We start from the raw sequence: 21,039 nt of genomic DNA, 5'->3' as shown, positions 1-21,039 counted from the left end.
GAGGAGCATGATGCGCGCGCAGCCGCCCCGCCCCGGCCCGGACGACCCGCCGACCCCGGATCTGATGCCGCCGGCCGATCCATGGTCCGCAGCTCCGCTGCCCGGTCCGGACCCGCTCTTCCCGATGCCGCCGCAGTCCGTCGTCGACCCGCTCGCCCCGCCGTCGCAGCCTCTGGGATCCCCGCCCGCTCCGGCCCAACCCTCGTCGCCCGCTCCGGCCCAGCCCTCGTCGCCCGCTCCGGCCCAGCCCTCGTCACCCGCTCAGGCCCAGCCCTTGTCACCCGCTCCGGCCCGGCCCTCGTTGCCCGCGCCGGCCCAGCCCTCATCACCCGAGCCCTCATCGCCCGACACCGCGTGGCCGCCCACCATCCCGCTGCCCAGCCCCTACATCCCACCGGCACCGCAGCCCCCCGCCGCCGCGCCGCCACCGCAGCCGTGGCAGCAGCCCGCGTCCGAAGCCCCGCACCAGCCGGACTTCCCGCCGCGGGCCAATCCCGCGCCGGCCCCGGATCGCCCGGTCCATCCCGACCCGGCCGCCGGCTACCAGCCGCCGCCCGTCACCGGTATCCCGCAGCCGTATGCGCAGGCCCCGTATGCGCATCCCGGAACGCTCTACGCCGGCGGCCCGGTCCGCTCACTGCGAACCCCGTCCCGTACGGCCATCGGCGCCCTGGCCGTGACCACGATCTACTGCCTGCTGCTGCGAACCGGGCTGTACTCCTACGGCAACTCGGCCAGCGGTTGGATTCCCGGCCAGGCGCTCGCCGCCGTCGCCGGTTACGCCGCCCTCGTGATCTTCACCATCATCGCGTTCATGGTCTGGCTCCACCGAGCCTCGGCCAACCTGTGGAGTACCGGCCACGCGATGACCTGGCGCCCCGGCTGGACCGTCGCCGCCTGGCTGATCCCCGTGGCGAACCTGGTCCTGCCGCTGCTGGTCGTCCGCGAGGTGGACCGCGCGACCCGCGACCACGGCCCCGGCCTGTTCGCACTCTGGGCCGGGTCCTGGTCGCTTTCGCTGTTCCTGAACCGTTCCTCCAGCGTCCTGACCCCCTACGCCGGCGTGAGCCTCTTCGAGTCGCTCGCCTTGACGTCAGCCGGCGTCGCCGCGATCCTCCTGATCCGCCGTGTCACCGCCGACCAGGAACACCTGACCCGGTCCGCCTGACCGCAGGGCCGCTCAGCCTGCGGCGATGAGGGCTGCGAACGGCGAGGATGGCGACGCTCTTCCCCGGCCCACGTCGCGGCGGCGCTCATCGTTGCTCCGGTGTCTGCGGGGACCGGCCGCCTGTCGTGCAGCCGCTCGGATACAAGGCCGGCTTCGATGAGCACTGCGGGGTGGCCGGCATCGCGCGGTGGCCGACACCGTGGGACACCGAACCTCAGGCCACCCCGCGCGGCCGGAACTGGACACTGACCCGCGGCCCGACCGCCCGAGCCGTCTTCGGCACCGCGTGTTCCCAGGTGCGCTGGCAGCTCCCGCCCATCACGATCAGGTCGCCGTGCCCCAGCGGGAACCGCAAGGTCTCGTGCTCCCCGGCCCGCGGCCGCAGCAGCAGATTCCGCGGCGACCCGACCGAGACGATCGCCACCATCGTGTCCTCGGTCGCGGACCGCCCGAGCGTGTCTCCGTGCCAGGCCACACTGTCCCGCCCGTCCCGGTAGAGGCACATCCCGGCGGTCGCGAACTCCTCACCGAGCTCGGCCGCATAGTGCTCGTTCAACGCTGTCCGCGCCTCGGTCAGCGCCGGATGCGGTAGCCGCTCGTCCTCGCGGAACCATCGCAGCAGCCGTGGCACGTCGACAACGTCGTCATACATCTGCCGCCGCTCGGCTCGCCAGTCGATCCCGAGCAGGGTCTCGAAGACCTCGTCGGACCCGTGCAGCCAGCCGGGCAGCACGTCGACCCAGGCGCCGGCGGTGAGTTGATGCCGGGTCGCCCCGGCCAGCGGCTCGAGAGTGGGGCCGGCGGCCGTCACCAGGTCGAGCATCGAGGGCTGGTATGCGCTGCTCATGCCGCAATATTAGTACTGATGTTCGCCTCCTCGACCATCCCTGTGGACAACCCGGGACGCAACACCAGCGCCGCCACGACCGCGGCCGCGACCCCGCCGGCCACGCCGAGCCAGGAGGTGGTGGCGATCGCGTCGACGAACGAGTCCTTCGCGACCTGCGCGAGCGCCGGGTCCCCGATCCGCAGTGCGTCCCCGATCGAGTCGCGGGCCGTGGCCGGTGCGTCCGGCGGCATGGCCGCGCGATAGGCCGTGGTCAGCACACTGCCGAGGACCGCGACGGAGAGCGCCGTCCCGATCTGCTGCACGGTGTCGTTGACCGCGGATCCGACGCCGGCCCGCTCTTTCGGCAGCGCCCCGAGCAGCGTCCCGACGGCGGCCGGTGTCGCCGTGCCGCTGCCGGCCCCGATCACGACCAGGGCGATGGCGAGCTTCAGGTAGCCGTCGGCCGGCCCGAGCGACGCCAGCACCGCGAACCCGGCACCCATCAGCAGCAGGCCGAGCGTGAGGGCGACCCGGGTGCCGAGCCGCTTGTCGATCACCACGCCGATCCCGTTGAAGATCAGCCCACTGATGATCATCGGCACGAACGCGAACCCGGCCCGCAGCGGCGGGAACCCGAGGACGAACTGCACATACTGCGTCAGGGCGAGCAGCACGCCGCCGGCTGAGAACGACAGCAGCACGAGGGAGAGGCTGGCCCCGGCGAAGTTCCGGTTGCGGAAGAGCGAGAGCGGCAGCATCGGCTCCTCGGTGTGCCTCTCCCAAAGGCCGAAGGCGATCAGCGCGATCACGGCCACCGCGAAACCGCCCAGGGTCTGCGCGGAACCCCATCCCTGTTTCGGCGCCGAGATCACGCCCCAGACCAGCGCGGTCATCCCGATCGTCGAGGCGAGGGCGCCGATCACGTCGGGCCGGCCGGCCGGGCCGCGCGACTCCGGGATGATCGCGATCGCGGCGATCACGCCGAGTGCGGCGATCGGAACGTTCATCAAGAAGACCGAGCCCCACCAGAAGTGCTCCAGGAGCAGCCCGCCGAGGCTGGGGCCGCCGAGCGCGCCGAGCATCAGCACCGAGCCCCAGATGGCGATCGCCTTCTTCCGCTCCTCGTCGTCGAAGACGGTGGTGAGGATCGAGAGCGTGCCCGGCATCAGGAACGCCGCGCCGACGCCCATCAGCGCCCGCGTCGCGATCAGCTGGCCGGCGGTCTGGCACAGCGTGGCCAGCACGGACGCGCCACCGAAGACGACCAGCCCGATCACCAGGCCGCGCCGGCGCCCGTGCCGGTCGGAGAGGCTGCCGGCGGTGAGCAACAGGCCGGCGAAGACCAGAATGTACGCATCGATGATCCACTGGATCTCGGCGGTGCTCGCCCTGAGATCACGGATCAGGGCCGGGATCGCGATGTTCAGCACCATGTTGTCGATGACGACCACGAGCATCGCCAGGCACAGCACACCGAGGATCAACCAGCGTCGAGGATCGCGCTCAGGCATGGACCACCTTCTCTCGTACGGTGTTCGAGGGCTCGTACAACGTACCAGAGCCTCGAACGCCGTACGAGGGAAGTTAGGATCTGACCATGGCCGAACTGAACTCGGTGTGGGCGCATCCGCCCCGCGCCACCCGCGGTGACCAGCCGACCCTGAGTCGCGAGCAGATCGTGCGCGCCGCGATCGAGCTGCTCGACGCGGAAGGCTCCGCCGGCCTGAGCATGCGTCGCCTGGGCACCAAGCTGGGTTCCGGCACCACGTCGGTGTATTGGTATGTGGCGAACAAGGACGATCTGCTGGAGCTGGCCGTCGACGAGGTGCTCGGCGAGATCTACGTGCCCGAGCCCGGGGACACGGACTGGCGCGTCGGCGCGTCGATCCTGGCCAACGGCATGCGCACCGCGCTGCTGCGGCACCCGTGGGTGCTCGGCCAGCTCGGCACCCGTCCGACCCTGGGGCCGAACGCGATGCGGATGGGTGACCGGACCGTCGCGCTGCTCACCGCCGCCGGCTTCACGGGCGTCGAGGTCTCGTACGCGGGATCGCTCCTGCACGCCCACGCCCTCGGTGCCGCGACGACCGAGTCGGCCCTGACCGCCGCCGCGGCCCGCAGCGGTCTGCGTCCGAGCGAGATGGCCGAGCAGATCGCGCCCCTGGTCGAGCAGATCGGCGACGACTACCCGCACTACGACCGGTGGCGCCGGCTCAACGGCGTTGCCGGCCCCGACCCCGATCACGTCATGGAGCAGTCGTTCACCTTCGGCCTGGAGCGCCTGCTCGACGGCCTGTCCCTCTGGCTCGACCAAAGATCAAAAGCCCATTGACGGCGTACGGCACGAGTCGCCCGCCGAACCCGAAAGGTACCTGCATGCCGCTGCTGATCCGGGACGCCACCGCGGACGACGCGGAGGCCTGCGCCGCCATCTACGAGCCGTATGTGCGGGACACCGCGATCACGTTCGAAACCGAGCCGCCATCGGCAACGGAGATGGCCGCCCGGATCGCCGAGTCCGCCGCGACCCACGCCTGGCTGGTCGCCGAGGACGCCGGCGCCGTCGTCGGTTATGCCTACGCCCGCCCGTTCGCCGCCCGCGCCGCCTACCGCTGGTCGTGCGAGGTCAGCGTCTACCTGCAGGCCGGGCGCCGGCGCACCGGTGCCGGCCGTGCGCTCTACGGGGTGCTGCTCCCGCGCCTGACCGATCGTGGCTTCCGGGTCGCGGTCGCGAAGACGACGCTGCCGAACGACGCCGGCATCGGCCTGCACGCCGCGCTCGGCTTCGAGCACGTCGGCACCCATCCCCGGATCGGCTGGAAGCACGACGCCTGGCACGACGTCACCATCACCCAGCTCTTCCTCACCCCGGAGACGACCGCACCCATCGACCCGCACTGACCCGCGCATGGTTCAGTCGCCGGCCAGGCGGGCGTGCTGGTGCATGTCGTGCCAGCCGTCCGCGTGCCGGGCCTCGGAACGCTTCACCCCCTCGGCCCGATAACCAGCCCGCTCGGCGACACGGCAGGAGGGCTGGTTGGCGGTCGAGTGGCTCAGCTCCAGGCGGTGCAGCCCCAGCGGCCCGAACGACCAGGCGGTCAGCGTGGCCAGCGCCCGCGGGGCGATCCGCCGGCCGCGGAACTCGGGCAGCACCCAGTAGGAGATCGCGGCCAGCCCCTCCACCAGGTCGACCCGCCGGAGGCCGACCTGGCCGGCCACCACCGTGCCGTCCACGATCGCCCAGCTCGCGCCGGTCTCGTTGTGCCAGTGCCGGGACCAACCGGCGATCCAGGACGCCGCCTCGTCGGCGGTCATGGTGTGGCAGTGCCACCGCTGGATCGCCGGATCGGCGTAGGCGGCGACGACCGCCGCGCGATCGGACTCCTGCCAGGGGCGCAGCAGCAGACCGTCGCCGGGGAGGCTCGGCTGAGTCGAGGCGGACAGCTTTCCGGTGGGCAGCGCGGGTGCGACGAGGGACGGCATGCCAGCACTCTAGGTCGCCGGGCGGGGGTCCGTTCGGTTATCCACAGTGGCGGGTCGTCCACAGGCCGCCTCGCGCCGACCGGCCGTTCCGGGCAAGATGGTTCGAGGTGGCGGCCCCCCAGGGAGGGTGGGTTGTGAAGTTGCGGCGGCACTCCACCCCACCCTGCGTACCAGGGAAATTGCTCCTAAGACGGCGACCGCGGAGGTGTCTCCGGCTCCGGGTGGTGGTAATTGACCCGCTCGAGCGGCAGCGGAAACTCCATGTCCTCGCCGAAGGGCGACGGCCCGCCCTGTGTCGTCGCCGCGAGTTCGGCGATGTCGAGCCGTCCGTCCGGGCCGACCGGTGGTCCTTCGGGGAGGCGTGCGCTGGTGTAGGTCATGCCGGCGCCGACCCCGGAGACGCCTTCGCTGGTTGACGGGGCCATGGTCTCGGGCTGTTCGAGCTGGTCCCGGCGGAAGATCTTGCGGCCGAGGCGGACCAGTGGGTCGTATCGACGATCCACGACGCGCTCCTTCATCGGGATGATCGCGTTGTCGGTGATCTTGATGTGTTCCGGGCAGACCTCGGTGCAGCACTTGGTGATGTTGCAGAAGCCGAGGCCCTGGCTCTGCTGGGCGTACTGTTTACGGTCTTCCCGGGCGTCCAGCGGGTGCATGTCGAGTTCGGCGGCGCGGATGAAGAAGCGCGGGCCGGAGAAGGATTCCTTGTTCTCCTCGTGGTCGCGGACCACGTGGCAGGTGTTCTGGCAGAGGTAGCACTCGATGCACTTGCGGAATTCCTGGCTGCGCTCGACGTCGACCTGCTGCATCCGGTACTGCCCGGGGGCGACGCCGGCCGGCGGGGCGAAAGCGGGGGTCTCACGCGCCTTCTCGTAGTTGAAGGAGACGTCGGTGACCAGGTCGCGGATGACCGGGAAGGTTCGCAGCGGGGTGACCGTGATCGTCTCGTCCTCGGTGAACGTGGACATCCGGGTCATGCAGCCCAGCCGGGGCATGCCGTTGATCTCCATGGAGCAGGAGCCGCACTTGCCGGCCTTGCAGTTCCACCGACAGGCCAGGTCGGGCGCCTGGGTGGCCTGGAGCCGGTGGATGATGTCGAGCACGACCTCGCCGTCGTTCACCTCGACGTCGAAGTTCTCCAGGTCGCCGCCGGACGAGTCGCCCCGCCAGACGCGGAAGTGTCGGTTCACTCTTCCCCCAGCTCCTCGTCGGTCAGGTATTTGGCCAGCTCGCTGCGTTCGAACAGGTCGAGCAGCTCGGGCCGCATGGCCGGAACGGGCTTGCGTTCCAGGTGCACCCCGCCGGTCTCGTCGAGCGAGCAGACCAGGTTGATCCGCCGCCATTCCGGGCTCATCTTCGGGAAGTCCTCCCGGGTGTGGCCGCCGCGCGACTCCTCGCGTTCCAGGGCGGCCTTCGCCGTGCACTCCGAGACGATCAGCATGTTGCGCAGGTCGAGGGCGAGGTGCCAGCCGGGGTTGTAACGCCGCCCGCCGCCGCCGGCCGCGACGTTCGCCACGCGCAGCCGCAGTTCGTGCAGACGCTTGAGCGCGTCGGTCAGTTCGCCCTCGCGCCGGATGATGCCGACCAGGTCACCCATCACGGCTTGAAGATCCTGCTGCAGCCGGTACGGGTTCTCACCTCCGCTGCGCACGAGCGGCGCGAGCGCGACCTCGGTGGCCGCGGCCACGTCCACCCGGGACGGTTTGGGGCGCTTGTCGAGCGTGTCCACGTACGCCGCGGCGTGCTCGCCGGCGCGCTTGCCGAAGACGAGCAGGTCGGAGAGGGAGTTGCCGCCGAGCCGGTTGGAGCCGTGCATGCCGCCGGACACCTCGCCCGCCGCGAACAGCCCTTGCACGGTGCCGAACGCCGCGCCGGTGTCCGGGTCGACCTCGACGCCGCCCATCACGTAGTGGCAGGTCGGGCCGACCTCCATCGGCTCCTTGGTGATGTCGACGTCGGCCAGTTCCTTGAACTGGTGGTGCATCGACGGCAGCCGCCGGACGATCTGTTCGGCCGGGAGGCGGCTGGCGATGTCCAGGAAGACGCCGCCGGCCGGGCTGCCCCGACCGGCTTTGACCTCGCTGTTGATGGCCCGGGCGACTTCGTCGCGGGGCAGCAGTTCGGGCGGCCGGCGATTGTTGTCGGGGTCGGCGTACCAGCGGTCGGCTTCTTCCTCGGTCTCCGCGTACTGCTTGCGGAAGACGTCGGGGACGTAGTCGAACATGAACCGCTTGTTCTCCGAGTTGCGCAGCACCCCGCCGTCGCCCCGGACCGACTCGGTGACCAGGATGCCCTTCACGCTCGGGGGCCAGACCATGCCGGTCGGGTGGAACTGCAGGAACTCCATGTTGATCAGGGTCGCGCCGGCGCGCAGGGCCAGGGCGTGGCCGTCGCCGGTGTACTCCCAGGAGTTCGAGGTGACCTTGTAGCTGCGGCCGACCCCGCCGGTGGCGAGCACCACCGCGGGTGCCTCGAGGAGCAGGAAGTCGCCGGAGTCGCGGTAGTAGCCGAAGGCGCCGGCGACCCGGTCGCCGTCGAGCAGCAGCTCGGTGATCGTGGTCTCCTGGAAGACCCGGATGCGTGAGTCGTAGCTCCCGGTCTCGGCGAAGTCCTCCTGCTGCAACGAGACGATCTTCTGCTGGAGGGTACGGATCAACTCCAGCCCCGTGCGGTCACCGACGTGAGCCAGCCGCGGGTATTCGTGGCCGCCGAAGTTGCGCTGCGAGATCTTGCCGTCCTTCGTCCGGTCGAACAGCGCCCCGTACGTCTCCAGCTCCCAGATGCGTTCCGGGGCCTCCTTGGCGTGCAGCTCGGCCATCCGGAAGTTGTTGAGGAACTTCCCGCCGCGCATGGTGTCCCGGAAGTGCACCATCCAGTTGTCGCGCGAGTTCACGTTCCCCATCGCGGCCGCCGCGCCGCCCTCGGCCATCACCGTGTGCGCCTTGCCGAACAGCGACTTGGAGATGATCGCGGTCTTCTTGCCGGCCAGTCGTGCCTCGATCGCCGCGCGCAGCCCGGCACCGCCCGCGCCGATCACGACGACGTCGTACAGGTGCCGCTCGGTAGTGGTCGTCATCGTCGCTGCCTCCTAGCCGATCAGCCGCAGGTCGGAGAACCATCCGGCGGAGAGCGCCATGATGTAGAAATCGGTCAGCGCCAGCGTCCCGAGGGTGATCCAGGCCAGCTGCATGTGCCGGGTGTTCAGCTTGGACACGAACGTCCAGAACCGGTACCGCACCGGGTGCTTGGAGAAGTGCTTGAGCCGCCCGCCGGCGATGTGCCGGCAGGAGTGGCAGGACAACGTGTACGCCCACAGCATGATCACGTTGACCCAGAGGATCACGTTGCCGAGGCCGAGGCCGGTGGCCTGCGCCCGGACCGCGTCCCAGGTGTTGATGACCGAGATCAGGAACGCGGCGTAGAACGCGTACCGGTGCGCGTTCTGGAAGACCAGCGGGAAGCGCGTCTCGCCGGTGTAGGTCTTGTGCCCGTCCGGCACCGCGCAGGCCGGCGGCGACAACCAGAAGGCCCGGTAGTACGCCTTCCGGTAGTAGTAGCAGGTCAACCGGAAGAGCAGCAGGAACGGCAGCGTGAAGGCCGCCTCCGGGATCAGCCAGAAGCTCGGCAGGGGAGTGCCGAACTCGGCCGCGTCGCCGCACCGGTCGGTGATGCACGGTGAGTAGAACGGCGTGAGGTAGTGGTAGTCCTCCACATAGAACCACTTGTGCAGGAACACCCGGACCGTCGCATACGCCACCCAGGCGCTCAGCCCGAGAAACGTGATCAGCGGCGCCAGCCACCACCGATCGGTCCGGAGTGTCCGCGCCGAGATCGCCGCACGGACTCGTCCCGCGCCGGGCCTCGATGCCGTGGTCGTCATGTCATCTCCCTGCCGGTGCCGCGCCAGGTGCTGCGCGAGCCCGACCGGAAGCGGACACACGGGTGCCCACGGTCAGCCGTCCTCGCGCGACGGTGATGTGGAGCACACGTTACGCCGAAGGTCGGACACTTTGCGGACCGGGGATGCCAGATAGGTCACAAAAACATCATCCCGGTCCGCAAAGACGATCACCGATGGGCTAGTGGATCACCCGGAGGCGTTGCCGGTGAACTTCCAGGACGCGAGGTGCAGCGCCGGTGAGGCGTAGTGAGCGCCGCCCCAGGAATCCGGCAGCAGCACCGACTCGGCGCCGATGCCGAGCACCCGGCCCGGGCCCAGCGCCTGCGGGTAGGACTGGGTGAAGCGCAGATTCCCCACCGGGCGGGTGATCTCGCCGTCCTCCACCAGCCACACGCCGTTGCGGGTCAGGCCGGTCACGACCAGCGTCTTCGGGTCCAGCACCCGCGTGTACCAGAGGTCGGTGACCAGCAGGCCGCGGCGCAGGTGCGCGACGAACGGGCGGGCCGACTCGACGACCGCGGCCGGCTCACCCGGAATGCCCGTGGCCGGCGCCGGGCCGGCCTCCAGGCGCAGATGAGCCGGGAACGCGCCCCACGACCGCGAGGTGGCCGCGGCGTGCCCGGTCGACTCGGCGCCGGCCTCGGCCGCCGACGTCCGGTCATGGGTCACCGCCTGGGTGACCCCGTCCCGCACCAGCACCAGCGACCGCGCCGGAGTGCCCTCGTCGTCGAACGGCAGGCCGGGGGCCGGCTCGCCGCGGCTGCCCAGCGGATCGTCCACGATGGTCACCGACGGGTCGAACTGCTCCTTGCCTGGCTCGGCGAAGGACTGCTTCTGCGCGTACGACTTCCCGTTGAACCCGAAGACCGAGAAGTTCTGCAGCAGGTCGGCGACCGCGGTGGGCTCCAGGACCACCTCGTACTCCCCCGGGGGGAGTTCGATCGGGCCGGCCGCGGCGCGCGCCTTGGCCGCGGCCCGGGCACCCAGCGCCGCCCCGTCGAGGTCGGCGAGCCTCGCCGCGGCCAGCCGGGCCACGCCGTCGGCGCCCTGGTTGCGCGCGATGCCGTCCATCGCAGCCTCGGCCGTCCGGCCGTCTACGGCCTGACCGGCGGTGTTCGCGAAGGCGGCCGACACGTACTCCGTCCGGCAGTAGCCCGCGGTCTCCAGGCCACCGGCCGCGTCGACGAACGCGCGGACCCGCTCGGCCCGCTCGGCCGGGGTGGCCCGGGCCGTCGCCTCGTCGAAGCCGAAGGCCAGCCCGGAGTGCTCGCCGGAGCCCGGGTGCCCGGCCGAGATGTGCAGCGCGGCGGGCAGCGCCAGCCCCGCCCAGCCCGGGTCGGGCGGGGTGACCCGGGCCGCGGCCAGGGTCCGCTCGACCAGCGAACGCAGACCGTCCACACTGGTCATCGTGGTGGAGCCGGTCGCTGTCCGGCCGTCCAGGTGCAGCCGTAGCCGGACCCCCGTGGTCGCCTCGGCCACGTTCTGGTGGATCGCCGAGTTGGCGAACCGGGTCAGCGCCAGCGCGCGGTGCCGCACGTTCACCTCGGCCTCGGCGGCCCGCCCGGCCAACTCCCGCACCAGCTCGACCACTTTCGCGGCCGTCTGCAGTTCGGCGCTCATGCCGCCACCTCCGCTGCGCTCCGGCGTCGCCACGAGTTCTCGACGGGGCCTGATGATCCGCTCGCAAGCTCGCTCATGCCCGCACCCCCACCCGGACGTCGGTGAACCGGGCCGGCGCCGCCGGGTGCCCGGTGTGCCCGACCTGGCCGGGCTGTCCCTTACCGCAGTTCGGCGTGCCCCAGGCAACCGTCTCGGACGAGAGCATGTCCATCGACTGCCAGAACTTCGGGCCGATCCCGGTGTAGGTCGGGTTGCGCAGCATCCGGCCCCGCTTCCCGTTCTTGATCTCGTAGCCGATCTCGCAGCCGAACTGGAAGTTCAGCCGGCGGTCGTCGATCGACCAGGAGCGGTTGGTCTCCATGAACACACCGTCGTCGGTAGCGGCGATGATCTCGTCGAGGGTGTGCGGCCCCGGTTCCAGGCCCACGTTGGTCATCCGGACCATCGGCAGCCGGGCCCAGCCGTCGGAGCGGACACTGCCGGCGTAGTCCAGCCCGGCGACCGCGGCCGAGTCCCGCCCGGCCAGCACACCGACCCAGATGCCGTCGCGGACCGCGTGCCGTTTCGCGGCCGGGGTGCCCTCGTCGTCGAAGCCGAAGCTGCCCAGCGCGCCCGGGAAGCTCGGGTCGATGGTGATGTTCATCAGCTCCGACCCGTAGCGCAGCTCGCCGAGCCGGTTCAGGTCCAGCCAGCTGGTGCCGGCGAACGCGGCCTCCCAGCCGAGGATCCGGTCCAGCTCGATCGCGTGCCCCACCGACTCGTGGATCTGCAGCGCGAGCTGCGAGCCGCCGAGGATCAGGGTGGTCTCGCCGGACGGGCAGAGCGGCGCGGTGAGCAGCTCCCGCGCCTCCTGCGCGAGCCGCGGCGCGTTGCCGACCAGGTCCAGTTCCTCGACCAGCTCCCAGCCGCGCGTCCCGTACTGCCCCGGCAGGGACCGGCGCTGGACCTCGCCGTCGCCGATCGCGTTGGCCGTCACCCCGCCGCCGCACTCCCGGATGTGCTGGTCGATGCGGTGGCCCTCGCTGGAGACGAACCACTTGTGGGTGTCCCAGATCGCATAGCCGGCCTGGGCCAGGTCGGCGCCCGCTTCCTTGGCCGCGGTGGTGGCCCGGACCAGCAGGTCGCCCTTGTCGGAGAGCGGGACCGACAGCGGGTCGATCGCGCACTCGCTGGCCCAGCTCGCGGTCACCGGCGCCGAGGCCATCAGCTCGACCGGCGGGCCGGACACCTGAGCGCTGGCCGCGGCGATCTGCGCGGCGCGGCGGCCGGCGGCGCGGGCCGACGGCTCGGAGAGATCGGGCACGGCGTAGAAGCCCCAACTCGAGCCGACCAGGGCGCGCACGCCCAGACCGGCACTCTCGTCGGAGCCGAGATCCTCGACGGACCCGTTGCGGGCCGACATCGACTCGGTGCGGCAGACCATGACACGGGCGTCCGCATAGCGGGCACCGGCGTCGAGCGCGGCCTGAACCGCCGCACCCGCCTCATCGAAGTGGCTCATGCCGGCACCTCCGCTTCGCTACGGCGCCGGGATGAGTAATCAACTGAGCCCGATGATTGGGTCGCAAGCTCCCTCATGTGGTCGACCCTATGGGCCCGGTGCGACAAAACCCGGTCAGGACGCCAACTGCCGCTGTATCCACGCGAGTTCGCCGGGCAGCCCGGTCTCCGGGCCGGCCAGCAGCACCGGCCCGTCCGCGCCCGCCTCGGCCAGCTCAACGGTCAGGTCGTGGTTGTGGTAGACGTGCGCCGAGTCGGCCGGATCACCCAGGTACCGCTCGGCGATCGGCCGGGGCAGCGTGGTCCAGTCCAGCACCGGCTCCCGGGCCGTCGCGCAGCGGAACACCTCCGGCCGGCGCAGCGCGGCCAGCGCGGCGAGCCAGCCGCCGAGCCCGCGGCCACGCGCCGCGACCCGGTTCAGGTCGAGGTCGGGGTGCTTGCCGGTGAGGGCTCGCAGCGCGTCCACCAGGTCGGCCAGGACCAGGTCGGCGAGCCGCCGGTGGACCGCCTTCTCGAAGCTGGGCGCGACCCCGGGCGTGCCTCGCGGGTCGATGCTGACCACGGCGAACCCGGCGTCGGCCCACCACTGCCGTTCCTGCCAGGCGTGCGGCTCAGCCCGTACCTCCTGAAATCCCGGACCGTCGCCGAGGGTGAGCAGAACGGGAAGCGCGCCCCCGACGAAACCGGTGGGGTAGAGCACGGCGGCCGGCAGACGCCGATCGGTGACCCGCTCCAGGACCGGCTCCGGGCGGTACGGCTCCGCCGCGCGCAACGACCGCAACGTCCCGATCCGCCGGTCACCCCGCCACACCTCGTCGTCCGCGACCAGTACGTCCCCACCGGTCACCAGCGTGGTCCCGGTGAGCGCGGTCAGCCGGGTCACCTCCGGGCCCCCGCCGCCCAGCGACGTACGCACCCGGAACACCTCCCGCTCGGCCGGGTCACCGAGGCTGCCCTCGACGATCAGGTCCGCTGTCCCGGCCGGCCCGTCCGCGCGGGGCAGTGTGCCGGCCACCCGCCGCACGTAGAGGCCGGGCGGGGTGAGCAGGCTGCCGTCGGCGAAGAGGCAGCGCGCGTCGAACCCGTCGTGGGCCAGTTCGCCGCCGACCAGCACCCGGCCGTCCGGCAGGTGGCGGGGCGTGCCCGGGATCGGTTCGACCCAGCGGGCGTCGGCGAGTTCCGCGTGCACCTGGGTCTCGCCGGTCCGCGGGTCGACCGAGAGCACCAGGCCGTGCTGCTGCATCCGGCGCAGCACGGTGATCAGCGGACCGCCGCCGGACCAGCGGACCTGGGCCAGGTGCGGGTACGTCTCCCGGTCCCAGTGCACGTCGACCCAGCCGTCGTCCAGGTCGAGCAGGTGCAGGCTGGTCGTCCCGGCGGTGCGCACGGCCAGCACCTGGTTCCCGTCCGGGGACCACCACCAGCCGCGGGTCCGCCCGAACGGTGCCGCGCCGGCGCCGGCCAGGCCCCAGGCGATCGTGCCGCCGTGCTCGCGCCACGCGTTGCCCGGTTCGCCGGCGAGCAGCCGGTCCCCGTCCGGCCCGGTGAACCGCAGCGACGCCGAGGCCGCCGGGTCGGTCACGTATCCGGTCCGGACGCCCTGCGGGTCGGGGCGCGGGTCGTACACCGGACCTGTGGTCGGGACCGCGGTCACCGCACCGGCGGTCAGGTCGGCGCGGAACAGCCGGCCACCGCGGGCGAAGGCGGCGACCCGGGCGTCACGATCCACCGCGTACGTCGTGATCGGCCCCGGCGCCACGAGATGCTCCGTGCCGGTGACCACGTCGAGGACCCAGAGCGCGGCCTCCGGGTCGAAGGGGCCCGACGAGCGCAGGAAGGCGACCCGCGCCCCGTCGGCGCCGACCGTCACGGCACGGGGCGCGCCGTGGCTGAAGCCGCCGGTGCGCGCGGCGAGTCCGGGGTAGTCCACGACCTCAGCATCGCTGATCAACGTGGGCTTCCGCCGGGTAAACGGTGGGCTCGTCGGGCGAACCTGTCGGTGGTCGCGCGTACAGTATCCGCCGTGACGCTCGACCGGACCGCATCCGATTCGCTGCCCGCCCGCCGCCTTCTGCTGGTGCACGCCCATCCCGACGACGAGGTCATCGGGACCGGCGCGACCATGGCGCACTACGTCTCCGCCGGCGCCCACGTGACGCTGGTGACCTGCACCCTCGGTGAGGAGGGGGAGATCCACGTCCCGGCCCTGTCCCAGCTGGCCGCGGCCGAGGCCGACCAGCTCGGCGGCTGGCGCCTGGTCGAGTGGGAGCGGGCCTGTGACGCGCTCGGCGTCACCGACCGGCGCATGCTGGGCGGCCCGGGGCGTTATCGCGATTCCGGCATGATGGGCCTGGAGACGAACAAGCACCCCCGCGCGTTCTGGGGCGCCGACCTGGACGAGGCCGCCGCGCACCTGGTCGAGATCATGCGGGAGATCCGTCCCCAGGTCATGATCACCTATGACGAGAACGGGTTCTACGGTCACCCCGACCACATCCAGGCGCACCGGGTCGCGATGCGCGCCGCCGAGCTGGCCGGTGCGGACGGTCCGGCCAAGATCTACTGGACGGCCCAGCCGCTGAGCGTCCTGCGCGACGGCATGGAGGCGTTCAAGGAGTCGGAGAGCAACCCGTTCGCCGACGTCGACACCGTCGAGGACCTGCCGTTCGGCACGCCCGACGAGGAGATCGCCGCCCGCATCGACGGCACTGAGTACTACGCGAGGAAGACCGCCGCGATGCGGGCCCACGCCACCCAGATCCCCGACAACTCCTGGCTGTACGGGATGGCCGGCGACTTCGGCGGCGAGTTCATGGGTGTGGAGTACTACACGCTCGTCAAGGGTGAGCGCGGCCCCGGCGAGGGCCCGCACAAGTGGGAGAGCGACCTGTTCGCCGGCCTGGACCTGGACAGATGACGGTGACCGAGGTGCCCGTCGAGGAGGAGCAGAAGGCCGCGCCGGGCAACGACGTCCTGGTGCGGGCCGGCGGCATCCTGGTCAGCATCGTCGCCACCGTGGTGGTCACGGTGGTCGAGCTGGAGCTCAGCGTCCTGCGCGTCGGCGGCGTCACCGGCCTGTTCCACGGCGACCTCGCGATCTGGGAGGGCACCGGTGCGCTGGTCGGCCTGGCCATCCCGGTGACGATCGGGGCGAACCTGGCGCTGGCCTGGTTCGCCACCACCACGATCGCGCGCAGCTGGGCGATCGGTGTCCCGTGGGCGTTGTGGACGCTGCTGATCCTGGGCGCGGCCGGTACCAAGACCACCGAGGGGGACTATCTGCTCGGCGCGGACAACTGGGTCGCCCTCGTGATGATCCTGGTCGGCAGCCTCGCGTTCGCCGTCCACGCGTACCGAATGATCATGAAACCCATCAAGAGGGCCGAATGATCATGAAACCCATCAAGAGGGCCGAATGATCATGAAACCCATCAAGAGGGCCGAATGATCATGACCTATCAGGAGGGCCGAACGATCATGAGATCCGTCAAGAAGAGCTGACTCTCAGCTGACTCACAGCCCCGCTCCAGGAACTGTCGCGCACCATCCGCGAAGATGACCGGGAGATCGAGCCCCGCGGGTTTCCCGGGCGCTACGATCCCGGCCACGAGACGTTCCCCGGGAGGACTGATGAGGCAGCAGCGCTGGTTCCGGATCACGGTGCTGGCGGTCGCCCTGTTCGCGATCAACGCGGTGACCAGGCTGGTCGTCCGCATCGGATTCGACAGCACGGACACCGCTCAGGGCCGCGGCTCGATGGTGATGTTCGGGCTGGTCGCGCTCGTGCTGGGCGCGCTCACGTTCGTCTGGTGCCAGCGCCGCCGGCCCAGCGACTGGTTGCCCGACGTCGGCTTCGGTGCGCTCGGCGGGATGCTGCTGACCGTCCTGGCCGGACCGTTCCTGAGCGGCAGCGAGCCGTTCGCGAACGGCAGCGGCGACTTCTTCGCGCAGGTCTGGCTCTACGCCGGCTGCGCGATCGTCGGCACGGTGATCGGTTACTGGATCGCCGTGATGCTCGCGAAGGACTTCCGTTCCCGCTCGCTGCAGGCCTACACCCGGGCGAAGACGACGAGGCCGCGCCGCGTCGTCCGCCGCTGAGTCAGCGCGGCGCCTCCCTGGTCAGGTAGGTGTGGTGGGTGCTGAAGCCGAGCCGGCCGTAAAGCGCCACCGCGGGCGTGTTCCGCTCCTCCACCTGGAGGTAGGCGCGGGTCGCCCCGTGCTGCCCGGCCCACTGGGCGATCCCGCGCACGACGTGCTGTCCCAGGCCGCGCCGCCGCATCGCCGGGGCGGTCTGGAGCAGCGAGATCCCCAGCCAGCGATCCGGGCCGGTGACCGCACCGCGCGCGATCGCGATCAGGTCGCCGTCGGCGTCCCGGACATGCGCGAAAACCTTTTCCGGTACGCCCGTGAGCACCCGGATCGCCGCGGACGGCAACGTGCCCTTGTGCTCGGCGACCATCGCGTACCAGTCGTCACCGGGCGAGTCGGCCAGGTCGACCGGCGGCAGGTCCCCGCGCCCGGCGGTGGCCAGGATCGGGGCCAGTGCCGCGGTCTGCACCAGCGTCAGCGGACGCGCCGACCAGCCGCGCTCGTCGAGCATCGCGTTGACCGGTGAGGCCAGCGGCATCGGCGCGTTGATCAGCGGGCGCTGGCCGTGGTCGGCGTACCACTTCTCGACGGCGTCGATCGCCGCCGCCAGCGGACGGTCCGGGTCGCCGGCCGCGAGGGCGGAGTTCGCCCGGCCGGTCCAGTTCTCGGCCGCGCGCAGCAGCCAGTTGCCCAGCTTCGCCCGTACCGGCGCCGGCCAGGCCTCGTCGGCGGCCAGTTCCAGGGCGATCACCGCGGCGGCACTCGGGCGGCTCGCGGGCGGCACCCGCTTGGCCCGGTGCACCTCGCGCAGCGGCACGCGCAGGGTGCCCTTGTCGGTGGCGATGGTGAGTTCCGTCTCGGTGAGGTCGACGAGCTCGCCCAGGGCATCCGTGTACAGCGGGCGATCCCCGGATACGCCTACAATTCGCCGTACCACCACCCGGTGTCCCACATCCTGCTGTCGGAGCACGTATTACCTCCTTCGGCGGGAATACTAGGCTCTGCATTTGTCGTCGGCGGTCCACGCGGCGTGGCTTTGAAGGGAAAGACCCGTGACCTACATCATCGCTGAGCCCTGCGTCGATGTTCTTGACAAGGCATGCATCGAGGAATGCCCGGTCGACTGCATCTACGAGGGCAACCGGATGCTCTACATCCACCCCGATGAGTGCGTGGACTGCGGTGCGTGCGAGCCCGTCTGCCCCGTCGAGGCGATCTTCTACGAAGACGACGTCCCGGAGCAGTGGAAGGACTACACGAACGCGAACTACGAGTTCTTCGAGGACCTGGGCTCGCCCGGCGGCGCGTCCAAGGTCGGCAAGATCGACAAGGACACGCCGTTCGTGATCGCGCAGCCGCCCCGCGGGGACGCACACTGAGCGCTCTGTCGTCGGCCCTGCCGGATTTCCCCTGGGACCTGCTGGAGCCGGCGAAGACCCTCGCCGCCTCCCACCCGGACGGCATCGTCGACCTCTCCGTCGGCACGCCGGTCGACCCGGTTCCCGAGGTCGTCCGGCGGGCCCTCGTCGAGGCCTCCGACACGCCCGGCTACCCGTTGACCGCCGGCACGCCGCAGCTGCGGGCCGCGATCGCCGGGTGGCTGGCCCGTGCCTGCCGCGCCTCCGGTGAGCTCGGGGTGCTGCCCACGATCGGCTCCAAGGAGCTGGTCGCGTGGCTGCCCACGCTGCTCGGCGTCGGTCCCGGCGACAAGGTGGTGATCCCGCAGGTCTGCTACCCGACGTACGAGGTGGGGGTGCGCCTCGCCGGTGCCACGGTGATCCGGTCCGACTCGCTCACCGCGGTCGGCCCGGCGCGGGTGAAACTGGTCTGGATCAACTCGCCGTCCAACCCGACCGGTAAGGTCCTGCCCGCCGAGCACCTGCGCAAGGTGGTCGCCTGGGCCCGCGAGCGCGACGCGATCGTGGTCAGTGACGAGTGTTATCTGTCACTCGGCTGGGAGTCCGAGCCGGTGTCGGTGCTCGCCGACGAGGTGACCGGGGGCGACTACACCGGCGTGCTGGCCGTGCACTCGCTCTCCAAGCGGTCCAACCTGGCCGGCTACCGGGCCGGTTTCGTCGGCGGCGACCCGGCCCTGATCGGTGAGCTGCTCGCGGTGCGCAAGCACGCCGGCATGATCCCGCCGGCCCCGGTGCAGGCGGCGATGGTCGCGGCGCTGGAGGACGAGACGCACGTGGCCGAGCAGCGCGCGCGGTACGCGGCTCGCCGGGACACCCTGCGGGCCGCCCTGCTCAAGGCCGGTTTCGAGATCAGCCACTCGGAGGCCGGTCTCTACCTGTGGGCGACCCGGGGTGAGGACTGCTGGCAGACCGTCGACCGGCTCGCTCAGCGGGGCATTCTCGCTGCTCCGGGTGCGTTCTACGGCCCGGCCGCGGCCCAGCACGTGCGGGTGGCGCTGACCGCGACCGACGAGCGGGTGGCCGCGGCCGCCGACCGTCTGGCCGAGGGTTTCTGATGGCCGAGGCGATCGTCGTCGCTACCGGTGACGCCGTCCGCGAGGTGCAGCCCGAGCAGGCCGTCGTCAGCGTGCGGTCGGAGTCGAAGGGCCGCAGTCGGGAGTCGGTGCTGGAACGGCTCACTCAGCGGTCGGCGGCGATCGGGGTCGTGCTCGACCAGTTCGACGCCGCGATCGAGCGGCGTGAGTCGGCCGGCCTGCACATCCGTCCGCAGATGAAGCGGCGTGGCGAAGAAGTGCTGGCCTACCACGGCAGCATCGGCATCGATGTGATCGTCACCGACTTCACCGTGCTCGGCGACCTCATGCTGAAACTCGGCGCGGAGGAGCTGACCAGTGTGCACGGGCCGTGGTGGCGGATGCGGGCGGACAGCCGGGCCGGCGCCGGCGTGCGGCAGGCCGCGGTCGCCGACGCGCTGGCGAAGGCGGCGGAGTACGCCGCCGCGGTCGGCGCCCGGATCGAGCGGCTGGTCGAGATCACCGACTCGCTGTCCGACGGCGGGTTCCGGGCCGGTGCCGGTGGGGCCATGATGCGGTCGAAAGGCGCCACCGGTGAGACTCAGGCCCTGGAACTGGAACTGGAGCCGGAGTTGCAGCTCGTGCAGGCCACGGTGAAAGTGACCGTCACGATCAGCGAGCCCACCCTCCCGATCTGACGATTCGCGCCCGGGCGGCGGTCACTTCGACCAGACTCGACCGCATGCGCACGGGCCTCGGGCACCTGCTGCTGCGGGTGGCGAACGTGAATCCGCGCAGCGTGACGACGCATTCGGATCGTGTGCTCTACCGCTCGATCGGCGTCTTCATCCTGCTCTACTTCCTCTACGCGACGATCGGCGGCGCGGCGTTCGTCGACGCCAGCAGCGGTTATCGCCATCCCTGGTACCAGTGGCTGGTCGGCCCGCTCGTGGCGATCGGCGTGGTCGCGTACGACCGCGCGGTCGTCGGCCGGGTCGCGATCAGCTACGAGTACCTGGACTCCACCGACCCCCGCCACCTGCTGCGCCCGCCGACGCTCGGGCTCTACCTGGGCCGGCTCGGGCTGGCGCTGCTCTTCGCGGTGGTGGTGACCGAGCCGCTGATGTTGGCGCGCTATCGCGGCGAGATCGACGCGCGGCTCGCGGTCGCGCACAGCGATCAGCTCAGTCGGCTCGACGAGGGTGGTGCGGTTGCGGGCTACCAGGCGCGGCTGGCCGAATTGCGGCAGGCGACGAAGGACGACGACGCGGCCGTCCGCACGCTCAGTGACCGGGCGGCGGGCAAGCGCCGGGATGCCCGTACCCTCTATCGCCAGGCCTTGGCCGACTCGGCGGGATCCGGCGTCACTCACAGTCCCGGCTGCCCACGCGACGGTTACTGTGACAACCTGGTCCGCCGCTCCCGCGCCCTCGACGATCAGGCCGCCGCGCTCGACCGGCAGGCCGCTGACCTGCAGCGCGACCAGCGTTCCGAACGCGCCGCGCGAGCCGATGAGCAGTCCCGCCTGACCGCGCTGGTCAGTACCGAGCGTGCCGCCAACGCGGTCGCGGTGCGTGGCGACTCCGGCTTCGGCGCGCGGACCGCCGCGATGTGGCACATGATCACCGCGGACTTCTGGGGCGTCGGCCTCTACTACCTCGGCATCGCGTTGTTGCTGGTGGCGCTCGACTGCGCGGCGATCGGCCTCAAGTTCGCGTCCCGCGGCAACGCCTATGAGCGCAACGAGGCCCGCGCCGCGCGACTACGTGAGCACGAGGCCGCGCTGATCCACGAGCGTGAGGTGCACGACGCCCGCACCTACGGCGACGCCACCGCGAAGGTCGTCGCCGACGGCATCGAAGCCGCCAGCCACGACGTCCAGCTCGCCCACGCCGCGACCGAACGCGCCCGAGCCGTCCTGCACACCGCCGTCGTCGTCGACCCGGCCGAGTTGGAACGCCGCTTCTGGCGCGACCGCATAGAAGCCTGAAGATCAACTTCAAGAGCCTTCTGTCCCA

At 71.3% G+C, this 21,039-nt stretch carries 20 protein-coding genes; 10 read left to right on the top strand and 10 right to left on the bottom strand.

Going from position 1 to position 21,039, the window contains the following annotated elements:
- Positions 1–7: 7 nt before the first annotated feature.
- Positions 8–1,168: a DUF4328 domain-containing protein gene (locus tag ACH442_RS17485; RefSeq protein WP_396339049.1), complete on the top strand. Its 1,161-nt coding sequence runs from the start codon at positions 8–10 to the stop codon at positions 1,166–1,168.
- Positions 1,169–1,382: 214 nt separating this feature from the next.
- Here ACH442_RS17485 and ACH442_RS17480 read toward each other — a convergent pair whose 3' ends face one another.
- Together ACH442_RS17480 and ACH442_RS17475 are read right to left on the bottom strand one after the other, a co-directional pair.
- Positions 1,383–2,015: an alpha-ketoglutarate-dependent dioxygenase AlkB gene (locus ACH442_RS17480; RefSeq protein WP_396339048.1), complete on the bottom strand. Its 633-nt coding sequence runs from the start codon at positions 2,013–2,015 to the stop codon at positions 1,383–1,385.
- On the bottom strand, positions 2,012–3,508 hold the full coding sequence (locus ACH442_RS17475; RefSeq protein WP_396339047.1) for an MFS transporter: 1,497 nt from the start codon (positions 3,506–3,508) through the stop codon (positions 2,012–2,014). The genes ACH442_RS17480 and ACH442_RS17475 overlap by 4 nt, the downstream gene beginning before the upstream one ends.
- An 86-nt stretch (positions 3,509–3,594) precedes the next feature.
- On the opposite strand from ACH442_RS17475, the gene ACH442_RS17470 reads away from it, so the two are divergent.
- Together ACH442_RS17470 and ACH442_RS17465 are read left to right on the top strand one after the other, a co-directional pair.
- Positions 3,595–4,329: a TetR/AcrR family transcriptional regulator gene (locus ACH442_RS17470; RefSeq protein WP_396339046.1), complete on the top strand. Its 735-nt coding sequence runs from the start codon at positions 3,595–3,597 to the stop codon at positions 4,327–4,329.
- 44 nt (positions 4,330–4,373) lie between these two features.
- On the top strand, positions 4,374–4,898 hold the full coding sequence (locus ACH442_RS17465) for a GNAT family N-acetyltransferase (protein ID WP_396339045.1): 525 nt from the start codon (positions 4,374–4,376) through the stop codon (positions 4,896–4,898).
- A 12-nt stretch (positions 4,899–4,910) separates the two neighbouring features.
- Here ACH442_RS17465 and ACH442_RS17460 read toward each other — a convergent pair whose 3' ends face one another.
- From ACH442_RS17460 to ACH442_RS17430, 7 genes are all read right to left on the bottom strand, one after another.
- A complete protein-coding gene (locus tag ACH442_RS17460) occupies positions 4,911–5,480 on the bottom strand; it encodes a GNAT family N-acetyltransferase (RefSeq protein WP_396339044.1) in 570 nt (189 codons plus the stop codon).
- A gap of 185 nt (positions 5,481–5,665) precedes the next feature.
- Complete coding sequence (locus tag ACH442_RS17455) at positions 5,666–6,670, bottom strand: succinate dehydrogenase/fumarate reductase iron-sulfur subunit (protein ID WP_396339043.1); 1,005 nt, start codon at positions 6,668–6,670, stop codon at positions 5,666–5,668.
- Positions 6,667–8,556 carry a fumarate reductase/succinate dehydrogenase flavoprotein subunit gene (locus ACH442_RS17450; protein ID WP_396339042.1) on the bottom strand — a complete coding sequence of 630 codons (1,890 nt, stop codon included), beginning with the start codon at positions 8,554–8,556 and terminating at the stop codon, positions 6,667–6,669. Before ACH442_RS17450 ends, ACH442_RS17455 begins: the two co-directional genes overlap by 4 nt.
- Before the next feature lie 12 nt (positions 8,557–8,568).
- Positions 8,569–9,360: a hypothetical protein gene (locus ACH442_RS17445; RefSeq protein WP_396339041.1), complete on the bottom strand. Its 792-nt coding sequence runs from the start codon at positions 9,358–9,360 to the stop codon at positions 8,569–8,571.
- A 207-nt stretch (positions 9,361–9,567) separates the two neighbouring features.
- Positions 9,568–11,001 carry a TldD/PmbA family protein gene (locus ACH442_RS17440; protein ID WP_396339040.1) on the bottom strand — a complete coding sequence of 478 codons (1,434 nt, stop codon included), beginning with the start codon at positions 10,999–11,001 and terminating at the stop codon, positions 9,568–9,570.
- Between the two features lie 73 nt (positions 11,002–11,074).
- Positions 11,075–12,502: a TldD/PmbA family protein gene (locus ACH442_RS17435; RefSeq protein WP_396339039.1), complete on the bottom strand. Its 1,428-nt coding sequence runs from the start codon at positions 12,500–12,502 to the stop codon at positions 11,075–11,077.
- A 114-nt stretch (positions 12,503–12,616) separates the two neighbouring features.
- Entirely contained in the window at positions 12,617–14,371 is a 1,755-nt protein-coding gene (locus ACH442_RS17430) for a prolyl oligopeptidase family serine peptidase (RefSeq protein WP_396339366.1), read from the bottom strand.
- Between the two features lie 153 nt (positions 14,372–14,524).
- On the opposite strand from ACH442_RS17430, the gene mshB reads away from it, so the two are divergent.
- The 3 genes from mshB (at position 14,525) to ACH442_RS17415 (ending at position 16,599) form a co-directional block, all read left to right on the top strand.
- Complete coding sequence (gene mshB / locus ACH442_RS17425) at positions 14,525–15,418, top strand: N-acetyl-1-D-myo-inositol-2-amino-2-deoxy-alpha-D-glucopyranoside deacetylase (RefSeq protein ID WP_396339038.1); 894 nt, start codon at positions 14,525–14,527, stop codon at positions 15,416–15,418.
- Complete coding sequence (locus ACH442_RS17420) at positions 15,415–15,891, top strand: hypothetical protein (protein ID WP_396339037.1); 477 nt, start codon at positions 15,415–15,417, stop codon at positions 15,889–15,891. Before mshB ends, ACH442_RS17420 begins: the two co-directional genes overlap by 4 nt.
- A 240-nt stretch (positions 15,892–16,131) precedes the next feature.
- Positions 16,132–16,599 (top strand): hypothetical protein, encoded by a 468-nt coding sequence (locus ACH442_RS17415; RefSeq protein WP_396339035.1) that lies wholly within the window; start codon positions 16,132–16,134, stop codon positions 16,597–16,599.
- A gap of 1 nt (position 16,600) precedes the next feature.
- Here ACH442_RS17415 and ACH442_RS17410 read toward each other — a convergent pair whose 3' ends face one another.
- On the bottom strand, positions 16,601–17,560 hold the full coding sequence (locus ACH442_RS17410) for a GNAT family N-acetyltransferase (protein ID WP_396339034.1): 960 nt from the start codon (positions 17,558–17,560) through the stop codon (positions 16,601–16,603).
- 82 nt (positions 17,561–17,642) lie between these two features.
- On the opposite strand from ACH442_RS17410, the gene fdxA reads away from it, so the two are divergent.
- From fdxA to ACH442_RS17390, 4 genes are read left to right on the top strand one after another with little or no spacing between them, the layout of a single operon-like run.
- Positions 17,643–17,969 (top strand): ferredoxin, encoded by a 327-nt coding sequence (fdxA, locus tag ACH442_RS17405; protein ID WP_378068459.1) that lies wholly within the window; start codon positions 17,643–17,645, stop codon positions 17,967–17,969.
- Positions 17,966–19,063 (top strand): succinyldiaminopimelate transaminase, encoded by a 1,098-nt coding sequence (dapC, locus tag ACH442_RS17400; RefSeq protein WP_396339365.1) that lies wholly within the window; start codon positions 17,966–17,968, stop codon positions 19,061–19,063. The genes fdxA and dapC overlap by 4 nt, the downstream gene beginning before the upstream one ends.
- On the top strand, positions 19,063–19,719 hold the full coding sequence (locus tag ACH442_RS17395; protein ID WP_396339032.1) for an SIMPL domain-containing protein: 657 nt from the start codon (positions 19,063–19,065) through the stop codon (positions 19,717–19,719). The genes dapC and ACH442_RS17395 overlap by 1 nt, the downstream gene beginning before the upstream one ends.
- A gap of 44 nt (positions 19,720–19,763) precedes the next feature.
- On the top strand, positions 19,764–21,011 hold the full coding sequence (locus ACH442_RS17390) for a DUF4407 domain-containing protein (RefSeq protein WP_396339031.1): 1,248 nt from the start codon (positions 19,764–19,766) through the stop codon (positions 21,009–21,011).
- Positions 21,012–21,039 lie beyond the last annotated feature (28 nt).

Source organism: Actinoplanes sp. NPDC020271 (genome assembly GCF_044388125.1).
Taxonomy (GTDB): Bacteria; Actinomycetota; Actinomycetes; order Mycobacteriales; family Micromonosporaceae; genus Actinoplanes.
The sequence above is the reverse complement of the archived record's forward strand: the minus strand, read 5'-3'. Positions and strand labels throughout refer to the sequence as shown.